The organism is Sphingorhabdus buctiana, from assembly GCF_042680825.1.
Classification (GTDB): domain Bacteria; phylum Pseudomonadota; class Alphaproteobacteria; order Sphingomonadales; family Sphingomonadaceae; genus Sphingorhabdus_B; species Sphingorhabdus_B buctiana.
Map to the genome: position 1 here is coordinate 190,329 of NZ_JBHUEL010000010.1, position 17,411 is coordinate 207,739.

General features: G+C 56.5%; 14 protein-coding genes and 1 tRNA gene. 5 read left to right on the forward strand and 10 right to left on the reverse strand.

Translation table 11 applies throughout. The annotated features are described in order from the left end of the window. Positions 1-14 precede the first annotated feature (14 nt). The 3 genes from ACFSAG_RS11615 to ACFSAG_RS11625 are packed head-to-tail and all read right to left on the reverse strand — an operon-like array spanning position 15 to position 3,579. Positions 15-1,604 (reverse strand): WS/DGAT/MGAT family O-acyltransferase, encoded by a 1,590-nt coding sequence (locus ACFSAG_RS11615; RefSeq protein ID WP_381514921.1) that lies wholly within the window; start codon positions 1,602-1,604, stop codon positions 15-17. Positions 1,605-1,657: 53 nt separating this feature from the next. Further along, positions 1,658-2,581, reverse strand: a complete 924-nt coding sequence (locus ACFSAG_RS11620) for a DMT family transporter (protein ID WP_381514924.1) — start codon at positions 2,579-2,581, stop codon at positions 1,658-1,660. Beyond that, positions 2,578-3,579 carry a threonine aldolase family protein gene (locus ACFSAG_RS11625; RefSeq protein ID WP_381514926.1) on the reverse strand — a complete coding sequence of 334 codons (1,002 nt, stop codon included), beginning with the start codon at positions 3,577-3,579 and terminating at the stop codon, positions 2,578-2,580. The genes ACFSAG_RS11620 and ACFSAG_RS11625 overlap by 4 nt, the downstream gene beginning before the upstream one ends. Positions 3,580-3,720: 141 nt before the next feature. Between ACFSAG_RS11625 and ACFSAG_RS11630 the strand changes: the two genes are divergently transcribed. Next, a complete protein-coding gene (locus ACFSAG_RS11630; protein ID WP_381514929.1) occupies positions 3,721-5,346 on the forward strand; it encodes an AMP-binding protein in 1,626 nt (541 codons plus the stop codon). Between the two features lie 12 nt (positions 5,347-5,358). On the opposite strand, the gene ACFSAG_RS11635 is transcribed toward ACFSAG_RS11630, so the two are convergent. The 3 genes from ACFSAG_RS11635 to ACFSAG_RS11645 form a co-directional block, all read right to left on the reverse strand. Continuing rightward, on the reverse strand, positions 5,359-6,042 hold the full coding sequence (locus ACFSAG_RS11635) for a PilZ domain-containing protein (protein WP_381514931.1): 684 nt from the start codon (positions 6,040-6,042) through the stop codon (positions 5,359-5,361). A 5-nt stretch (positions 6,043-6,047) separates the two neighbouring features. Beyond that, positions 6,048-6,605, reverse strand: coding sequence for a hypothetical protein (locus ACFSAG_RS11640; protein ID WP_381514934.1), 558 nt, complete (start codon positions 6,603-6,605; stop codon positions 6,048-6,050). 447 nt (positions 6,606-7,052) lie between these two features. Further along, the gene (locus tag ACFSAG_RS11645) at positions 7,053-8,864 is read right to left on the reverse strand and encodes a tetratricopeptide repeat protein (protein WP_381514937.1); all 1,812 of its coding nucleotides are present in this window, start codon (positions 8,862-8,864) and stop codon (positions 7,053-7,055) included. Positions 8,865-9,258: 394 nt separating this feature from the next. Here ACFSAG_RS11645 and ACFSAG_RS11650 point away from each other — a divergent pair, with 394 nt between their 5' ends. Then, entirely contained in the window at positions 9,259-10,686 is a 1,428-nt protein-coding gene (locus tag ACFSAG_RS11650; RefSeq protein ID WP_381514940.1) for an aldehyde dehydrogenase family protein, read from the forward strand. 21 nt (positions 10,687-10,707) lie between these two features. On the opposite strand, the gene ACFSAG_RS11655 is transcribed toward ACFSAG_RS11650, so the two are convergent. Then, the gene (locus ACFSAG_RS11655; protein ID WP_381514943.1) at positions 10,708-11,874 is read right to left on the reverse strand and encodes an acyl-CoA dehydrogenase family protein; all 1,167 of its coding nucleotides are present in this window, start codon (positions 11,872-11,874) and stop codon (positions 10,708-10,710) included. Positions 11,875-11,985: 111 nt separating this feature from the next. Further along, the gene (locus ACFSAG_RS11660) at positions 11,986-12,522 is read right to left on the reverse strand and encodes a hypothetical protein (RefSeq protein ID WP_381514946.1); all 537 of its coding nucleotides are present in this window, start codon (positions 12,520-12,522) and stop codon (positions 11,986-11,988) included. A 166-nt stretch (positions 12,523-12,688) separates the two neighbouring features. On the opposite strand from ACFSAG_RS11660, the gene ACFSAG_RS11665 reads away from it, so the two are divergent. Beyond that, complete coding sequence (locus ACFSAG_RS11665) at positions 12,689-12,889, forward strand: hypothetical protein (protein ID WP_381514949.1); 201 nt, start codon at positions 12,689-12,691, stop codon at positions 12,887-12,889. 260 nt (positions 12,890-13,149) lie between these two features. On the opposite strand, the gene ACFSAG_RS11670 is transcribed toward ACFSAG_RS11665, so the two are convergent. Continuing rightward, positions 13,150-13,224: transfer RNA gene (locus ACFSAG_RS11670), tRNA-Thr, on the reverse strand. Positions 13,225-13,422: 198 nt separating this feature from the next. Further along, complete coding sequence (locus ACFSAG_RS11675) at positions 13,423-14,277, reverse strand: helix-turn-helix domain-containing protein (RefSeq protein WP_374613036.1); 855 nt, start codon at positions 14,275-14,277, stop codon at positions 13,423-13,425. A gap of 268 nt (positions 14,278-14,545) precedes the next feature. Here ACFSAG_RS11675 and ACFSAG_RS11680 point away from each other — a divergent pair, with 268 nt between their 5' ends. Both ACFSAG_RS11680 and ggt read left to right on the forward strand, forming a co-directional pair. Next, positions 14,546-15,583, forward strand: coding sequence for a quinone-dependent dihydroorotate dehydrogenase (locus ACFSAG_RS11680; protein WP_381515326.1), 1,038 nt, complete (start codon positions 14,546-14,548; stop codon positions 15,581-15,583). A gap of 40 nt (positions 15,584-15,623) precedes the next feature. Next, entirely contained in the window at positions 15,624-17,372 is a 1,749-nt protein-coding gene (gene ggt, locus ACFSAG_RS11685) for a gamma-glutamyltransferase (protein ID WP_381514952.1), read from the forward strand. Positions 17,373-17,411 lie beyond the last annotated feature (39 nt).

A 17,411-nucleotide genomic window follows, 5' to 3' on the forward strand; every position in this document is an offset into this window, starting at 1 on the left:
ATTGCCGGGGTCCCTCATTTTTTGGCTTTGCCCTTGGGCTTCGCTGGTGTCTTCGCTTTTGGCACTTTTGCTTTCGGGCCAGCGGCTTTTTTGACTGGCTTGGCAGCCGCGGGTTTCGCGCTCACTGCCTTCGCTTTTGTTGCCGGCTTGGCCTTGACTGGAGCAGCTTCTTTCGCCTTCACCTCTGCCTTGGGCATCGCTCGCAGCAATTCGTCAAAGGATTCGCGCAGCGCCGCCGCGTAATTGGCGGGATCAGGAATCATGTCTCGATCGCTGGTAAAGGAAATCGCGATTTCGGGGCCATAGCTGTAGATTGTATTGATCAGGCCCATGCCATCAAAAACAGGGCCGGTACCCATCATTCGCACCATCTTTGCCCCGGCAAAATAGAGCGGCACGCGCGGGCCGGGGACATTGGTGGCAACGCAGTTGAACACCGGCGAGTGCAGGTTTGAAACGCCCAGCCTGGTGTAAAGCCGCGCGCCCAACCCGGCGAGGCCCGACGGGATGAACTGGCTATAGTCGGTGAGGGTGCGTGCACCTACGGCGTTGGTCATCGCCTTGGAATTTACGGCTTCTTTGCGCACCCAGGCGAGCCGTTCCATTGGGTCTTCGATCTGGGTACCGATCTGGACCAGCATCGCCGAAACAAGGTTGCCCAGCGCCTCCTTTTCGCCTTCGGCTCGCACCGAAATGGGGGCCATGACTTGCAGGCTCTCTTTCGGCAAATTCTTCCGCGACAGCAGATATTTGCGCAGGCCGCCGCCGATGATCGTCAAAACCACGTCGTTGACGGTCGCACCTTCGATCCGATCCTTGATCGCCCGGATGTCGGAAAGCTGGAATACGACGCCATCCCATACGCGGTGCGGCCCAACCTTGCCGTTGAGCAAAGTTTGCGGCGCCATGCGCGCGCCTTTCAGCGATACATCACCCCCTGCGACTTCGCGAATAAGCCGGGCTGCACCTGGCACAGTCTGCGCCAGCGTTTTGGCAAACTTCACGGGCTGGGTTACCGAATTCAGCCATGTTCGCATCAGCATTTCGGTAACTGCGGGCTCGTTTTCGCCCTTCCATTTTGCTTTCTTCGTCCGGTCGACCGGCACCGGCTCTATATCATGGACCGCGGCGGAAAGTTCGACGCCTGACATGCCGTCAATCGCCGCATGGTGCACCTTGGCGACCAGCGCGAAGCAACCTTTGGGTAGCCCTTCTATATTGTCGAGGCCTTCGACAATGTTGAACTCCCATAACGGCTTTGAAAGATCGAGCCCGCGCGCGTGCAGCCTCGCCACCTGGATACACAACTGCCGCCAGTCGCCGGGCTGGGGCAGGGCAATGTGGCGGACGTGAAATTCGAGGTCGAAATTGGGATCGTCGATCCAATAGGGATGGTCGAGATCGAATGGAACGCGGACAAGTTTCTGGCGAAAGCTGCGTGCCTTGTCCAAGCGGCTTTCTATGTGCGCCAATATGTCCTTGAACCTTACGAACCCCCCGGGTGCGGTCGACGGGTCATAGATCCCGACCGAGCCGATATGCATCGGCGTATTTGGGGTGTCGAGATAGACGAAACTGGCATCCTGCCCACTAAGCTGCTCCATGAATTTCTCCTCTCCGTAGAGGAGATTAACGTGGAAGCGAGCGGTTGGCGAGTCTAACGCGTGCGCATCGCGACAACGAGGCCGACTGACGCGAGAATCGCCCCGCCAGCGGCCAGCGCGGTCCAGGCATAGCCTTCGAAAAGCGTTGACAGCAGCATTGCAACAACGGGTATCAGCACGCTTGTATAGGCCGCCTTGCCGGGGCCGATCTTGCGTATCAGGTCAAAATAGAGCGGGAAGGTGACGACTGAACCGATGATGCCGAGATAAAGGACGCCGCCCAGATAGCCCGCGCGCATTTCGATGATTGGCGGGCCATGGTTGATGAATGACCATGCCGCATTGAAAAGTGCGCCCCAAAGCATTGACCAGGCAAGGATGGCCGTCGTTGGAAAGCGACCTACCGAGGGTGCAACCTGCATCACATTCGAAACCGATGCACAGAGCACGGCAATGAGGGTGAGCGCGGTTCCCACGATTACCTCTTGTCCTCCCACGGGAGCGGCCTTGTATTCCTGCACCATCAGCAGTGCGACACCTGCGCTCGCAATCAGCGAACCGATAATGAAATTGCGGCTGAAGTCGCGCCCCAGCCACCATTTGCCGAGCAAGGCGTTGGGTACGATCAGCAAGGCGAAGATGACCGCGACAAGGCCGGAGGTGATATGGTGCTCGGCCGCATAGACAAAGTTGAAGTTGAGCGTGAATTGCATCAGCCCAAGCAGGACCGTCCATTTCAGGCCATTGGCGTCAATCCGAAGCGACTGTCGTGTAATGGCAGACAGCAGGAACATGCCAACGGCAGCGACCGCAAAGCGGTAACAGACTGACCAACTCGCAGGCACAGTTCCCAATTGGTCGCGAATGACCAGCCATGTCGAACCCCAGATAAGCGATACCACCAAGAACGGGATCGCCACGCGCGGGTTCAAAAGGCTCTGATCCGAAGCCTGAGTGGGTGGATCGGCGCGATTCACAGTGCAGCTATGGCATCGGCGAGGGGGCGGACATGGACGTCTTCATGCTGCCAACTGGTCACCAGACGTGCAGCTCCTTCACCCCAGTCGTAAAAGTCAAATCCTTGGGCGCGCAACTGGGCGGCTTCTGCCGCCGTTAATCTGATGAATATCTCATTGGCTTCGACCGGGTGCAAAAGCCGGCCTTGAGCGGCCCCTGCGATTATGCTGGCCGCTGCATTTGCTGCCCTTCCATTTTCCAGCCACAGCTCGTCCTCGAGGAACGCCAGCAGCTGTGCCGCCAGGAACCGCCCCTTCGAAAGCAGGTGCCCGGCCCGTTTCCGGCGGTATCGGGCGGCATCGGCCATTTCGGGGTCGAAATAGACCAACGCCTCGGCATTCATCCCGCCATTTTTGGCAAAGCCGAAACTCAATACGTCAACGCCAGCACGCCAGGTCACATCCGCCGGTTTGCATCCCAGGGTGGCCATTGCATTGGCGAAACGGGCACCATCCATGTGCAGACCCAATTTCCTGCTTTTGCAAAGCTCGCCCAAGGCGGCTACCTCGTTTGGGCGGTAAACAAGTCCATATTCGGTTGCATTGGTGATCGAAACTGCTGCAGCTTGCACCTGGTGCACATCCGGACGGATCGTGCCGAGCAATTCTTCTACCGCTTCGGGCGTGATTTTGGCGCCTTCGCCCTCAAGGTGCATCAGCTTTGCACCACCGGTGTAGAAACCCGGCGCGCCACACTCGTCGACCTCGATATGCGCTTCGCGGTGGCAGACGATGCCCTGATGCGGTTGCACCATTGAGGCCAGCCCCAGGCAATTGGCGGCAGTACCGGTCGACACCCAAAGCACGGCGACCTCGCGTTCGAACAGTTCCGAAAAAGCGGCGTCGAGCTTCTGGCTCCACTGATCGCCGTCATAAGCGGTATCGACGACATTGGCGTCGGCAATGGCTTGCAAGACTTTCGGGTGAACCGGAGCGGCGTTGTCGGAAAAGAAGCGCATGCACGATGCACAAGGCGAAAACCGGCTGCACGTCAAGACGCACGAAAAGCCGTGGTTCGACAAATTGTTGCAAGCCGTCCGACTCTCGAACAGGATGGCATTGTTACACGGAGAGAGAATCACGAGGAGGACGGTGTCGAAATGACCGAATGGACATATGCAACGCAGTGGGAATCTGTGGCCAAGGCGGTCGCAGACAAGCCTGCCATCGTGCAGCAAGACAATGTCATGTCATGGCGCGAATTCGACGAAGCAGCCAACGGCCTTGCGGAATATTTGGTGCAGTCTGGATTGGGCCGACAGGCCAAAGTTGCATTATATGCCCGCAACTGCCCAGAATATCTTGTCGGCACCTATGCGGCGTTCAAGGCCAGCCTGGTGCCGTTCAACGTGAACTACCGCTATGGTAATGATGAATTGCTCTATCTATTCGAGAATGGCGACGCCGAAGCGGTCATCTTTGAAACCGTCTATGCGGAACGGATCGATGCAATCCGTTCCCGCTTGCCGGGTGTCAAACGCTGGATAGCCATCGAGCGGCCCGGTTTTCCCTTGCCCGGCTGGGCGGTTTCCTATGCCGATATTCGCCCCTGTGAAAACGCACCCACGGGTAATGGTCCGCGCCGCAGCGAAGACCTGATGTTCATCTACACGGGCGGAACGACCGGGATGCCCAAGGCCGTGATGTGGCAGCAGGGAGACCTGATCGGCAAAGGCGGCTATGGGGCAAACCCGCTGCTCGGTCTTGAACCCATGAAAGGTCCCGAAGAGGCCGGGGATAGGGCCAAGGCGATGCCCATTCCCGTTCGCATGCTGATTGCGCCGCCGTTGATGCACGGCACCGGATTGCTCTCTGCCTTTGCAGCGCTTTCCGTCGGCGGAACCGTGCTGCTGAACCGGCCTGACCATTTCAACGCGATTGAAACACTCGACCTGGCTGAAAAGTGGCAAGCAACATGGATGATCATTGTCGGCCAGCCTTTTGCCCAACCGCTGCTCGATGCGCTGGATGCGGAGCCCGGTCGCTGGAACCTGCAATCTATGCTGTTTTTCACCTCATCGGGCGCGATGTGGAATGAAGAAAACAAGCGCGGCTTGCTGCGTCATATGCCGCAGGCAGCATTGATGGATGCTTTCAGCTCGTCCGAGGCGTTGGGGTTGGGATCTTCGGTCATGACCTCTGCCGACACGGTTCACACGGCCCAATTTGCCTTGGGCGAAGATTGCGCCGTTTTCGATGAAGAGGGCCGGCGTGTTGAACCAGGATCCGAAATCAGGGGTCGCGTCGCGGTCGGCGGCTTCATCCCGGTCGGCTATTACAAGGATCCGGTGAAATCAGCGGCGACATTCATCGAGATCGAAGGTCGCCGGTGGTCGATGCCCGGCGACTGGGCGCTGGTGAATGCAGACGGCTCGCTTACGCTGCTCGGGCGCGGTTCGCAATGCATCAACACTGGTGGCGAAAAGGTCTTCCCCGAAGAGGTAGAGGAAGCGCTGAAGCGCCACCCTGCGGTCGTCGATGCTGCGGTGTGCGGAATGCCCGACCCGCGTTTTGGCGAACGCGTAGCGGCGGTGGCATCGCTAAAGCCAGGAATGTCCGCTGATCCTATGGAACTGGTCGATCATGTACGCGGTGAGCTGGCCCACTATAAAGCCCCGCGCCATTTGTTGTGCGTGGAAAAGGTTCCGCGCGCACCCAACGGCAAGATGGATTATGCCGAAGTACGCCGCATGGTGACCGAGGCTTTCGCCATCAATCAGCCGTGACGGGATTTCAAGTCAGCGACCGGTCCAGCTCGACAGTTCCTCGATGCTCAAAGTGCGATGGAACTCGACGCCGATTGAGTCGCTGGCTTGCCATTTGACGCTGCCAGAAATCGGACGCAGTGCATCATAGCTTATTTGCACGCGCGTATCGATCGGAAGGAAGCGGTCGAACTTCAGCTTCGCTCCGCGCTGAGAAAGGTCGCAGATCCGTGCATCGGCGAGGTAGCCGCCCACCCGAAGGGTGACAGGCAGATCGAGGACGATCCTGGGCGCGCGGGGCTTGAAGCCATGGGGTGTCTCCGAGCCGCGGTTCAGCGCCTGCTCCACTGACACCCAGTCGAAAAATTTGATGCCGAACGAGTTGCCATCCTGCCAGACGACCTCGCCTTCGATCCGGTCTCCATCGGCGAGCGATACGGCGACATGCTCGCCATTTTCGAAACCCAATTTGGTTTCGACTTGCATTCCGTCCTCCGAAATATTGCGAACGATGGCAAGACCTTCGACATCGTGGATGCGGCTGGAAAGTCTTGCGGCTCTGAATATCGTGCGATCGCGGGGCGACGTGCGATAATCTTCCGCACTCTTTTCATCGATCGTGGTTTCCGAGTTTGTTTGTTCGCCAGTCGCCTTTGAAAGCTTGCGACTGCTGTTCTTCTGGAATCCACCGAAAGTGCGAGACAGAATTTCGCGCATCTTCATTACTCCATTCTCATCCGGTAGCGCAGGATAAAGCTTGATGTCTGGGGTCGATCTGGCTGAATGTCAGGTTTTAGGCGAAAGCGAACATGGGTGATGTTCGGATCAAAGCCTTCGCGATCAGGCGTCGGACTGTAATCAAAACTCGCTCCGCCATTATCTGAGAATTCGACGCAATCTGCCGGGTTGGAAAGCGACTCAAATTTGCAGTCGAAGCCGCTACCGCCATTTGCAGGCTCATAGGCGAAGGGCCCGCTGCCCATGCCAATATCTCCGACGAAGAGGCTCAATTCATCGGGAACGGGGTTTGCTATTACCGGACCGCGCTGTTCGGCAAGGTCGCTGGGTATATTGGAAACGCGCATTTCATATTCCAAGACAGCGTCCGGAATGGCCTTTGGGTTGGATGCGCTGATGCCGTCAGAAATGATTCGGCTGGATATATCGATGCTGGGTGCGAGCAGTTGAGCTGCGGCAACGCTATCAAAGCCTCCCATCGCGCCGATCAGCGCGACAACATATGCCCCTTGCGGCAATGTGGCTTTGGTAAAAATGCTCATTGATAATCGACGATCCAGTATTCCTGACTTTTGCTTGCTCCACCGTCTGACACGATCCGACGTTTGGATTTTGGTGCGTTCCGGCTTTGCGGGTTTTGGGAATTCGGCTTTGCCTGCACCTCGCGTTCAACGTCTGAGGTGGCATCAACTATTTCGACTTGCGCCGCTGCTGGTTGGGAAAATGTGCTCTGCGCCGGCGCTGATGTGTGTGGGCGTAGCGCCGGCGCAGATAAGGAAACGGGACTGCTCATCAGGGCCAAGCTCTGGACCAGCACAAGCTTAGCCACGAGACAGGTCGCTTCCATGACGTTACATTCGCAGGAAATTAGACAGATTATCAGTTTGACACCGTCTCATGCATATAAATACTACATATATGCATTACAGGCAGTTTTAATACTATATATAGTATATCGCAGTAACAGAAGTTAACGGGTGTTAAGGGTGTTACATGGGGTTTTGAGCTGTTTGACTGGGTTGAACCAGCACTTTTTGCGCCACGAGGAACGATATTATGCGTGAGCGGATCTGCTGCGAAACAACGATATGATTCAAGACTTCTTCGGGGTCATCAGGACGGCTTCCCACGATTTTGGCGAGGGAGTTCCAATGGGGTTTTGCACGCTCGGTATTGCCTTGAGATGCAGCAATCAAAGCCTCGCACAGATGATAGTAAGCAGGGCTGAAACTGATTCCGTCTGCCGGGGAAGAGGATAGAGCAATCAGCCGTTCCTGATCGTTTCGCCTTATGCTTGCGAGGATAAGGGTTAGCCGTGAAAATGTTTCGCCAGGTGTCCTCTGATCAAAAGCCTGATCGATCAGTAATTCGGCACCGGGCATTCCACATTCCGATGCGAAATTACCCAGGATCGCCAACAGCACCGGATCATACGGATTGGCTTCAACCGCGTGGGTCGTGTGCGCGTTGCCGGCTTCGCATCGACCCATTACATAATGGAGGCGGGCTTCAGCAAAATGGGTGTAAGCTTCTTTGGGCTCATTCGCGACCGCTCGCGACGATAGGGCCTGGGCTTGTCTGAAACGGGCAGCCCTGTTTTCCGGGGTGGATGTTTCAATCAAGTAAAATCTTCGAATAGCCAGACGCACCGCATCCAATCGGGAATCGTCAATCGAGGATTTCAGGCACGTATCAAGTGCTGGCCTCATAGCGAGATCCTGGGTCCTTAGATAAGTGACATAGCGCATCAGGCAGGCGTAACCATATTGATGGTCGTCCACAGTCCGCTCTGCTTCTCGCTTGGCAATGATCCCGAATGGGCTTGCCAGTTGCGCGATGCTCGGTCCTAAATTTGCCGGTGCATCCTTTTCCGGTTCCAGCCATGCGGTTGATGACCAAACAAGTTCAGATGAGCGTGTTTCGGTCAACCGCAGATAAAGCGGTTGACGGCCCTCCCGCAATTTGCCGAGCCTCGCCTGCAGTTGATAATCCGCTTTGGCCTTCTGGCTGGCTTGATCCGCCTTTTCCTGCTGCAAGTGTATGCGTACGGCCCATGAACGTCTCAGGCCGTCGACCAGTTCGGCGAACACGTCATCGGCAGCAGCGACGGTTTCCGCGTCATCCGATGATTGAATGGCGTTGACCAGAATGGTGGGAGCAACGGCTGTCCTGGGCGGCTGGGCCCTGGCAACGTCCGAATGGTACATTCCGCTCAGCCAATAATAAGCGGCGGCGACGACCATCGTAATTGCGAAAGAAAATGCGAGGATTGAGGCAATTTCTATCCCGACTTTGGGTTCAGCGTCGTCAAATGGTTCAGCAGGTTTCGGTGTTGGTTCGGGTTCCCCCGACGCGTCGTCCATGACTGGATATGGCGTTGGGCGATTGGTGGATAGCGGACGGAACAATTCGGGATAGGCCGTTTCGGGTGGGCCCACGCGAACCTTGTAACTCCCTGCGACCATATATAGGCACAGCCCATCCGAAGGCAGGTTCTTTGAATAAAAGGCTTCGAGCAGTTTTCGCAGCCGCATAGTCTGGACACGAGGGTAACTGTCCGATTTCGCATCAAAATCGGGGCTCTTGCCCAGGCAATCAACGGCGACGGTATAGCTCTTCAGCTTTTCGCCATTGCCGTTGATCGTTTCAAAAACCAGATAGGCCAGAAGCTTGGACAAGGTAGGAGATTTCAGGAAACTGCGATCGCGCAGGATGTGATAGAGCTCACCCCGCATCGCTGATTCTAGCCCGGGTCGTTCGACCGGATTGGGCGAGCTGTTTTCTGGCTGGTCGTCGTTCAATCTGGCCTCACGGAAAAGATACTTCGAAGGTTAATCCGTTTCGCCCCCGTTTGGTGGCAAACCGATCATCCTCTCTCCGCTTCCTTCCCCATCGAAAGCGAACATGGTCGCGTGCAGTCTAGGCTGCATACGACATAGGATAACTCGCAATCGGGATTGATCGCCGAACCACTACTCAATTTTACAAGCCTTTTACAATTCCACAACTGCATCCCACCGCATTTTCACGCGCTAACCATCTTTTTATGGTCGCAATCGATTTAATCGGACTTGGGCGTTCCCGCGCCTGCGCTGCGATATAGTCTGAGCCCTTGTACGAGGCCGCTATAATTCCGGTTTGACATGCTCGGCCAGACGTTCAAGTTGAAGAGAAATCGAGGAACGGGAGAGAAATATGAAGTTCGATACAGATTTTCGCATGCTGATCGGCGGCAAACTCGAAACGGGGTCGGCGTCCTTCGACGTGGTTAATCCTGCAAACGAACAGGTCATCGCACAAGCACCCGACGCAACACCTGAAGATCTGGACCGTGCTGTTGCCGCTGCACGCGAAGCATTTCCGGCGTGGTCGGCGCTGCCGATCGAAAAGCGCCGCGAATATCTGAATGCGATGGCGCAGGCGATCCTTGCCAATATCGACCCGCTCAAAAGGCTTTTGACTTCGGAGCAGGGAAAGCCGCATGCCGATGCGGAAGCTGATGTTGGCGGCGCGGCGTTCTGGCTGATGGGGGCATCCTCACTCGACCTGCCGGTCGTTGTGAATGAAGATAGTGATGAGCGTTACAGCGAAACGCGCCGTGTGCCGATAGGTGTGGTGGGTGCCATTGCACCTTGGAATTTCCCGATGATCCTAGCGGCATTCAAAATCGGGCCCGGCTTGTTGGCAGGCAATACAATGGTGTTGAAGCCGTCGCCCTTTACGCCGTTGACCACCCTGAAGCTGGGGGAAATCATCAAGGACATTTTGCCCGCCGGCGTTCTCAACATCATTTCCGGTGGGGACAATCTCGGTCCGTGGATGACATCGCACCCGGGCATCGACAAGGTCAGCTTCACCGGTTCGACCGCGACTGGTAAAAAGGTGATGCAATCAGCCTCTTCGACATTGAAGCGTGTTACGCTTGAACTGGGCGGTAATGATCCGGCGATCGTTATGCCCGATGTCGATGTCGAAAAGGTTGCGGAACAACTGTTCTGGGCGGCCTTTGGCAATAACGGGCAAATCTGCATCGCGACCAAGCGAATGTATGTTCACAAGGATATTTATGAGCCGCTGCGCGATGCCATTGTTGCATATGCCAAGACCGTCAAAATCGGTGACGGATCAGAACAGGGCACCCGGCTGGGTCCGATCAACAATCGCCCGCAATATGAGCGTGTGCTCGACCTGATCCGTGACGCGAAGGAAAAGGGCTATACTTTCCTGATGGGCGGGGAGAAATCCGACGTTCCGGGTTATTTCATCCCGGTCACCATCCTGGATAATCCCCCCGAAGACAGCCGCATCGTCCAGGAAGAGCAGTTCGGGCCGGTGCTGCCATTGCTGAAATTCGATGATTATGACGATGTCATCGCCCGCGCCAACGCGACCGAATATGGTCTGGGCGGTTCAATTTGGGGCAATGATGAGGATAAGGCATTCGAAATTGCGAAGCGCATCCAGAGCGGCACGGTTTGGGTGAATGAGGTGCAGCACCTGTCTCCAACTGCAGCCTTTGGCGGATTGAAGCAATCCGGTCTCGGCGTTGAAGGTGGTGAAGAGGGCTTGCTTGAATATACCAACGCCCAAACGCTGGTTCGCAAGAAGCGGGCTACGGCATAACTTAGTTGGTGGCTGGGGCGATCAACCGCTGATCGCCCGCCAAATAATGTTTTTCTGAACCTCGGTCGATCCGCCGTAAATGGTCTGCGCCCGTTCAAAGAAATAGGATTGCGGCGCGATCACACTGGCTGGCGGAACCAGCGGTGCGGCATCTGCCCAGCCGGCTTGTGTGCGATCGAGCATGGCCGCCCGGTCGGGCCCCGCAATATCGACAGCCAGCGCGGTGATCGCCTGCGCGCATTCGGTGCAGGCAATTTTCAGGAATGCCGCAGTCGCCATCTCCATATCGCTGCCAAGCACGCGCAGGATAGCGGCTTCGACAACATCGAGCCGCGCTTCGATTGTCGCCAGCCTCTGGGTGAGCGCAGCTTTCTCGGCATTTTGGGGCCAGGTTGAGAGCCGTGTTTTCAGCCGCGCTATATCGCGGCGCTTGGCGCCGATATGCGCATAGGAAAGCCGCTCATTCTTGAGCAGCACATTGGCATAATACCAACCGCGCCCTTCATCGCCGATCCGGTAATGTGCGGGAACACGGACATTGTCGAATTCCACCCGGTTCAGTTCGGCGGAACCATCGATCAGCGGAATCGGGTGGACGGTAACGCCCGGGACGTCCATCGGTACGCAGATCATCGAAATGCCGTCCTGTTTCCGCGCCTCCCGTGACGTTCGGGTGAGGCAGAAAATCCAGTTCGCCCAATGCGCACCCGACGTCCAAATCTTGGTGCCGTTGATCACATAGTCATCGCCATCGCGCACGGCCGACAATCGCAGGCTGGCAAGGTCGGACCCGGATTCGGGTTCAGAATATCCTTGTGCCCAGAAATCGCGGGATTCGAGGATGCCCCAAAGCCAGTGCTTTTTCTGCTGCTCGGTACCGAATGCACACAATATCGGGCCGATGTAGATCACCGACATCGGAATGATTGGCGCGGCGCCGGCAAGGTCTAGTTCTTGATCAAAGATATAGCGCTGGGCCGGGCTCCATCCGGTACCGCCATCCTCCTTAGGCCAGCCAACTCCCAGCCAGCCCTTTGCATTCAGCGCCTGTTGCGAGAGGATTTGATCGGACTTTTCCAGCCGCTGTCCGCTGGCGATCTTGTCCAAAACGGATTTGGGATAGCTGGTGCTGAAAAACTGCCGCACTTCGTCACGAAACGCATCCAACTGTTCCAGATTGTTCGACATCGCATTTCCTCCAGCAACCACACGTTTGAAGCAGCTTTCCGGTCTCTGTCAAATGGCGTGTTTGGAAAAACGATCGGACTGTTGATAACTGCAACAGTCCTTCAGCAGAACTCAAGGCTCGGGTTCGATGGTCAAGATAATGGTGTCGGTATAGCTTCCGGCCAGCTTGCCGCTCGGGATGCCATCCAATTGCAGGACAAGCGGCAGGTTGGCACCGGCGATCCCGGCGCGCTCCAGCCCATTGAGTCGCTGGCCAGGAACAAGCTGTCGGCCGTTGAAAATTATGGAATAGGGAATGACAGCATTTTCGGATGCTGATGCATTGCTTCCTCGACGGACCATGCGCCCACCATTGGAAGTTACAGCCGACATGGCGATCCGGCTTGTGCTGCGCATGTTGATTCTGGCGGTTTGGCTGGTCGCGGTGAAGTTCCGAAAATCAAGATTGACCGGCCCCGCCGTATTGAACTGCGCCAAACGGGGTGTCGTATAAGTCAGGGTAAGGGTTGAAATGACATCCTGGTCTATGCCGTTGGTATCGCCATTTGTCTTGAAGCACTGGACTGCATAGCGCAGCGTTTCCGAATAGGTCCTGCCGCCTTCATAATCCTCGACCGGATTCTGGTTAGCCTGCAGTCGTAACCGCAACGAAAGATTGGCAGGTGTGCGCGCTTTTGGGAATTGGAGCGTTTGTACCGTGGAGGAGGTTACCAGCGCGCTTCGGGGGAATGACAATGTTTCTCCGGTTGCGGTATTGATAATGTCGTATCGGGGGCCGCTATCTTGGATTTTTAGCGGCAGAGTGTTCGTATCCGTGTCGAGGAATATCAGACGAGCAGAACGCGTGCTGGCTGCGACTGGCGTTACCCGGATCGTGAAGCCGGTTTCCTGCGCTAAACCGTTGATCGGGTTCCAGTTGGCAATCGATGGATTGGATGGCGTGAACGTGACTGTCGCACAATTGGCTGCAAACGCGCCGGTCGAAAAACAACCTGAAACCACGCATCAAACATGACCTCCGAGCAATCCGGGGTCTTTTTTTGTACAATATCTCGGTTTGAACCGAAGCCTTTTCCACCAGGCCGCCTGCAACAGATTTGGGATCGCGTTTTTGGCCCCCAGAGACAAAAGCCGAGAATTCCGGAGATTGTCGGTGTGGATGGGGTCTCTGGGTTCCAGACGTCAAAACGGATCGCGTTCAAGTCACGGACATTACGAGGTAAAATCCGTAGTTCCGCGCGGTGGTCCGAAGTTCACGATGTCAGGAGAAATTAGTGGTGCTGCTGAGTGGGATTGAACCACCGACCTCTCCCTTACCAAGGGAGTGCTCTACCACTGAGCTACAGCAGCGCCGGGAAGGCGGCCCTATGCTTAGCGGAGCATCGCTTGTCAAGCCGCTTGCACCCAATACAGTCCTTTGGCATCGGCATTTTATGGAAAAGGCAGGAAACAAGTCGCGCGAGGAACGTTTGGCAGAAGCTTTGCGAGCGAATCTGCGCCGCCGAAAAGCGCAAAACAGCGATGCCCGGGTATCGAAACCCGCTGATTCTAACTCCCCGAAATCAACGGACTGACTTTACCGTCGAGGGTGCTGCGGCCAGCCATTGTTGCCTGTGTCAGTTTGGATTTGCCCGTGCGAAGTTCGCCAGGGGTGAGCCCGGTGAATTGTTTGATCTCGCGGGTCAGATGCGATTGGTCGTAAAAGGCAAGGCCCAGTTCAGTATCGTCAAGGCTGTCTCCATGTGCGATCCGGCTGGCAGCGCGGAGCGCACGATATTTGCGCGCAAGTTTCTTGGGCGGCATGCCATAGTAGCGCTTGGTTATCCGCTCCAACTGGCGCACCGAAAGGCCTGACTCGGCAATTAGAGTATCAATATCGGGGTCATTGTTTTCGACCAACCACCGATCCACCATCGCGGTGAATTCAAACGGCGCGCCTTGCATCTTGCGATAGATTTCCGTCGCCGCCCTGTTGCCAATACGAAACTGCTCTTCAGCGCTGCCTGCAGCTATCAGTTGGTTTTTAAGCTCGATCACCGAATCCCCGAAAATCTGCCTCGCATCGAACGCCCTGTCGATCCAGTTTCCGGCCTCTGCTCCCATCAACGCAGCCCAGCCTGCGGGCAGCATTCCCCAACCGAAAACGCATATCGGCCCCTTGGAGAGCGATTGGAACGGTTTGGTGGTCGGTCCGATTATGGTGACAGGATAAGAGGGGATTTCGTTATCGCCAAAACGGTACCATCCATCGCCGCTCAATGTGACCCGAAATTGTGCGCGGTCGGCGCGCTCGACTTCGTTGAGCGCTTCCCCCCGATAATCGAAGCGATAGAATGACGACACCAATGGCTGCAGAGCCTTGTCTGGTGCCTCATAAGCAAGGTCTATCATTTGCGCAGTCATGGTCCTGACCGGATGATATACCAATGGCGGGCAAAAAAAAGGCCTGCCGAAGGCAGGCCTTAAAAGGTAAAGAACTCTTGTCTCACGACGTCGAGCCCTTCGGGTCGCAGGGGAGGTATGCACCAATTTGGTGACATTTTCTTGCATGGAATCGTCATAACATGACGTTACTTTTGACATTTTCGGCCAAGCTTTGGACCAACTGCGCCAAAACAAGACGTTATAACGATTGCAAGTTTACATCGGCGGCTGCCATAGTGACTCGGTGATGTACAATTTGGCCCGTCCGCTGCTGTTCGCCTTCGACGCCGAGTCGGCACATGGTTTGTCGCTCGCTGCGTTGCGCCTTTTGCCCATAAGTTCCGCCCGCCGATCCCCGCCGGAATTAAGCGTCAATTTCGCAGGTTTGCATTTTCCTTCGCCAGTCGGGCTGGCGCCAGGTTATGACAAGAATGCCGAGATTTTCGCCAAAGCCTATGGCATCGGCTTCGGCTTTGTTGAAATCGGCACCGTCACACCATTACCGCAAGCCGGCAACCCCCGGCCCCGGCTGTTCCGGCTGGTGGAAGATCGTGCCGTCATCAATCGCATGGGCTTCAACAATGAAGGGATGGAGGCTGCTGCGAGCCGGATCGGAGCCATAGCGCGCCAGCATCGCGTCGGGCCGCTTGGAATCAACATAGGAGCCAACAAGGACAGCGAAGATCGTATCGCCGATTATGAAAAAGCGATGGCCCGTCTGGCGCCATTGGCGGATTATGTGACCGTCAATATCAGCTCCCCCAACACACCAGGTTTGCGCGCGCTTCAGGATAAGTCGGCACTTGATGATTTGCTGCTGCGGGTTCGGGCAGTGGCACCTGACGGTCCGCCGCTGTTTCTGAAAGTTGCTCCGGATCTGGAGCCCGCAGACATAGATGATATTGCCGCCGTTGCCATCGAACGTGGCATCGATGCTCTAATCATCAGCAATACGACTATCACCCGACCCCCGCTGCAATCATCGCATGCCACCGAAGCCGGTGGGCTCTCCGGCGCGCCCTTGAAATCGCTGGCACAGCAGCGCCTGACCGATTTTCGCAAGGCCACCGGTGGACGCATCGGTTTGATCGGGGTGGGGGGCATTGCTTCAGCCGAAGATGCCTATGCCCGCATCCGTGCCGGGGCGTCGCTGGTACAGCTATACAGCGCACTCGTTTACGAAGGCCCATATCTGGCGCGACGGATCAACAAGGGTTTGATCGAGTTGCTACGCCGGGATGGATTCGCCAACATTTCCGAAGCAGTCGGGGTTGATGTCGATTGATGCCTTGCCAAGCAGCGTGCGGGGATTACGGAGATTAACGATGAGAAAATTGATCCTCTTTGCTGTCGCCCTTTTTGCCGTTGCATCGTCGCCCGCCACTGCGCGGAGCCAAGCCATTGCCAGTTCGGCCGATCCTCGCGCTACCGCTGCGGGGGCCGAGATTTTGGCGAAAGGTGGCTCGGCTGCCGATGCGACAATGGCGATGATGCTGGCACTCACAGTCGTTGAACCGCAGTCCAGCGGTATCGGCGGTGGCGGCTTCCTCGTCCATTATGATGCCGAAGGCGGGAAAATCAGCACGATCAATGGCCGCGAAACCGCGCCTGCGGCTGCGACGCCCCAGCGTTTCACCGATGCAAATGGCAAGCCCATTCCGTTCCTGCAGGCGTTTCCGGGCGGGAAATCTGTGGGTGTTCCCGGCAATATCCGCCTGATGGCAGAGGCGCATCGTAAATGGGGCAAGCTCAAATGGGCGGAGATTTTCAAGCCCGCCATTCGCCTTGCCGACAAGGGTTTTGTCGTCAACCGCACGCTGGAGTCGCGACTGGCGATGATCCAGCGCCTGTGGCCGCAGTTTGAAACCGCACGTTCGATCTACTGGGTGGATGGAAAGCCCGCAAAGGCCGGGATGACCCTGCGCAATCCCGAACTTGCCAAGACCTTGCGGTTGATCGCCAAGAAAGGGCCCGATGCCTTTTACACGGGTGCGATTGCAAACAGCATCGTCGATACCGTCAATAAAAGCGTTGTTGCCCCCGGCGACATGACGCTGGCCGATCTGGCCGCCTATAAAGCGGTCGAACAAAATGCCGTTTGCGCGCCCTATCGCGTGTATGTCATCTGCGGCATGGCACCGCCATCCTCGGGCGCGACCACCGTGATCCAGATTCTCGGAACGCTCGAGCGTTTCGACATGAAGGCGCTCGGCAAGGATGATCCTAAGTCTTGGTTCCTGATCGGTCAGGCGATGCAACTCGCTTATGCCGATCGCGAAAAATATCTCGGCGATGCATCCTTTGTGCAGGTTCCGGTCACCGGACTGATCGACAAAGCCTATCTGGCCGAACGCTCTGCCCTGATTGATCCATCAAAGGCGCGGGCAGACTATCCGGCGGGTAATCCCCCGGGGGCGATGCCGCGAACTGCTGCGATTTCGGGCGAAGTTGCAGGAACCACCCACTTTTCCGCGGTCGACGCCAAGGGAAGCATCGCCAATATGACCTCGACCATTGAGGGACCGTTCGGCAGCCAATTGATTGCCGGGGGCTTCTTCCTCAACAACGAACTCACTGATTTCACTTTCGCACCGGAAAAAGACGGCGCGCCGGTTGCCAACCGCGTTGAAGGCGGGAAACGCCCCTTGTCATCCATGGCGCCAACCATTGTGTTCAACCGCGAAGGAAAGCCTGTGCTCGCGCTCGGATCGGCCGGTGGTAAGCGCATCATCATGCACGTGACCAAGACGCTTGTTGGCGTGCTTGATTTCGGCCTCCCGCTCAAGGAAGCGATTGCGCTTCCGAATATCTATTTTGGCGGCGGTGCTTTGCTGGTTGAGGAGAATACCACACTCGCCACCATGGCACAGCAACTGGCCAATTTCGGCCAACCTGTGAAGCCTGAGGATCTAGGGTCTAAGGTAAATGGCTTGCAGCTTATCGATGGGCAATGGACGGGTGCAGCCGATCCGCGCAGCGAGGGCAATGTAGTCGCTGTCGACAAAAAGGGTAAGCAGACGGTAATTGACGGCAATCAAATCAAGGATGGAGCGCCAGCTGCCAGCGTGGGCTGAAGCAAACTTGCCTAGCCCGCACCGGAAAGCTAGCGTTTG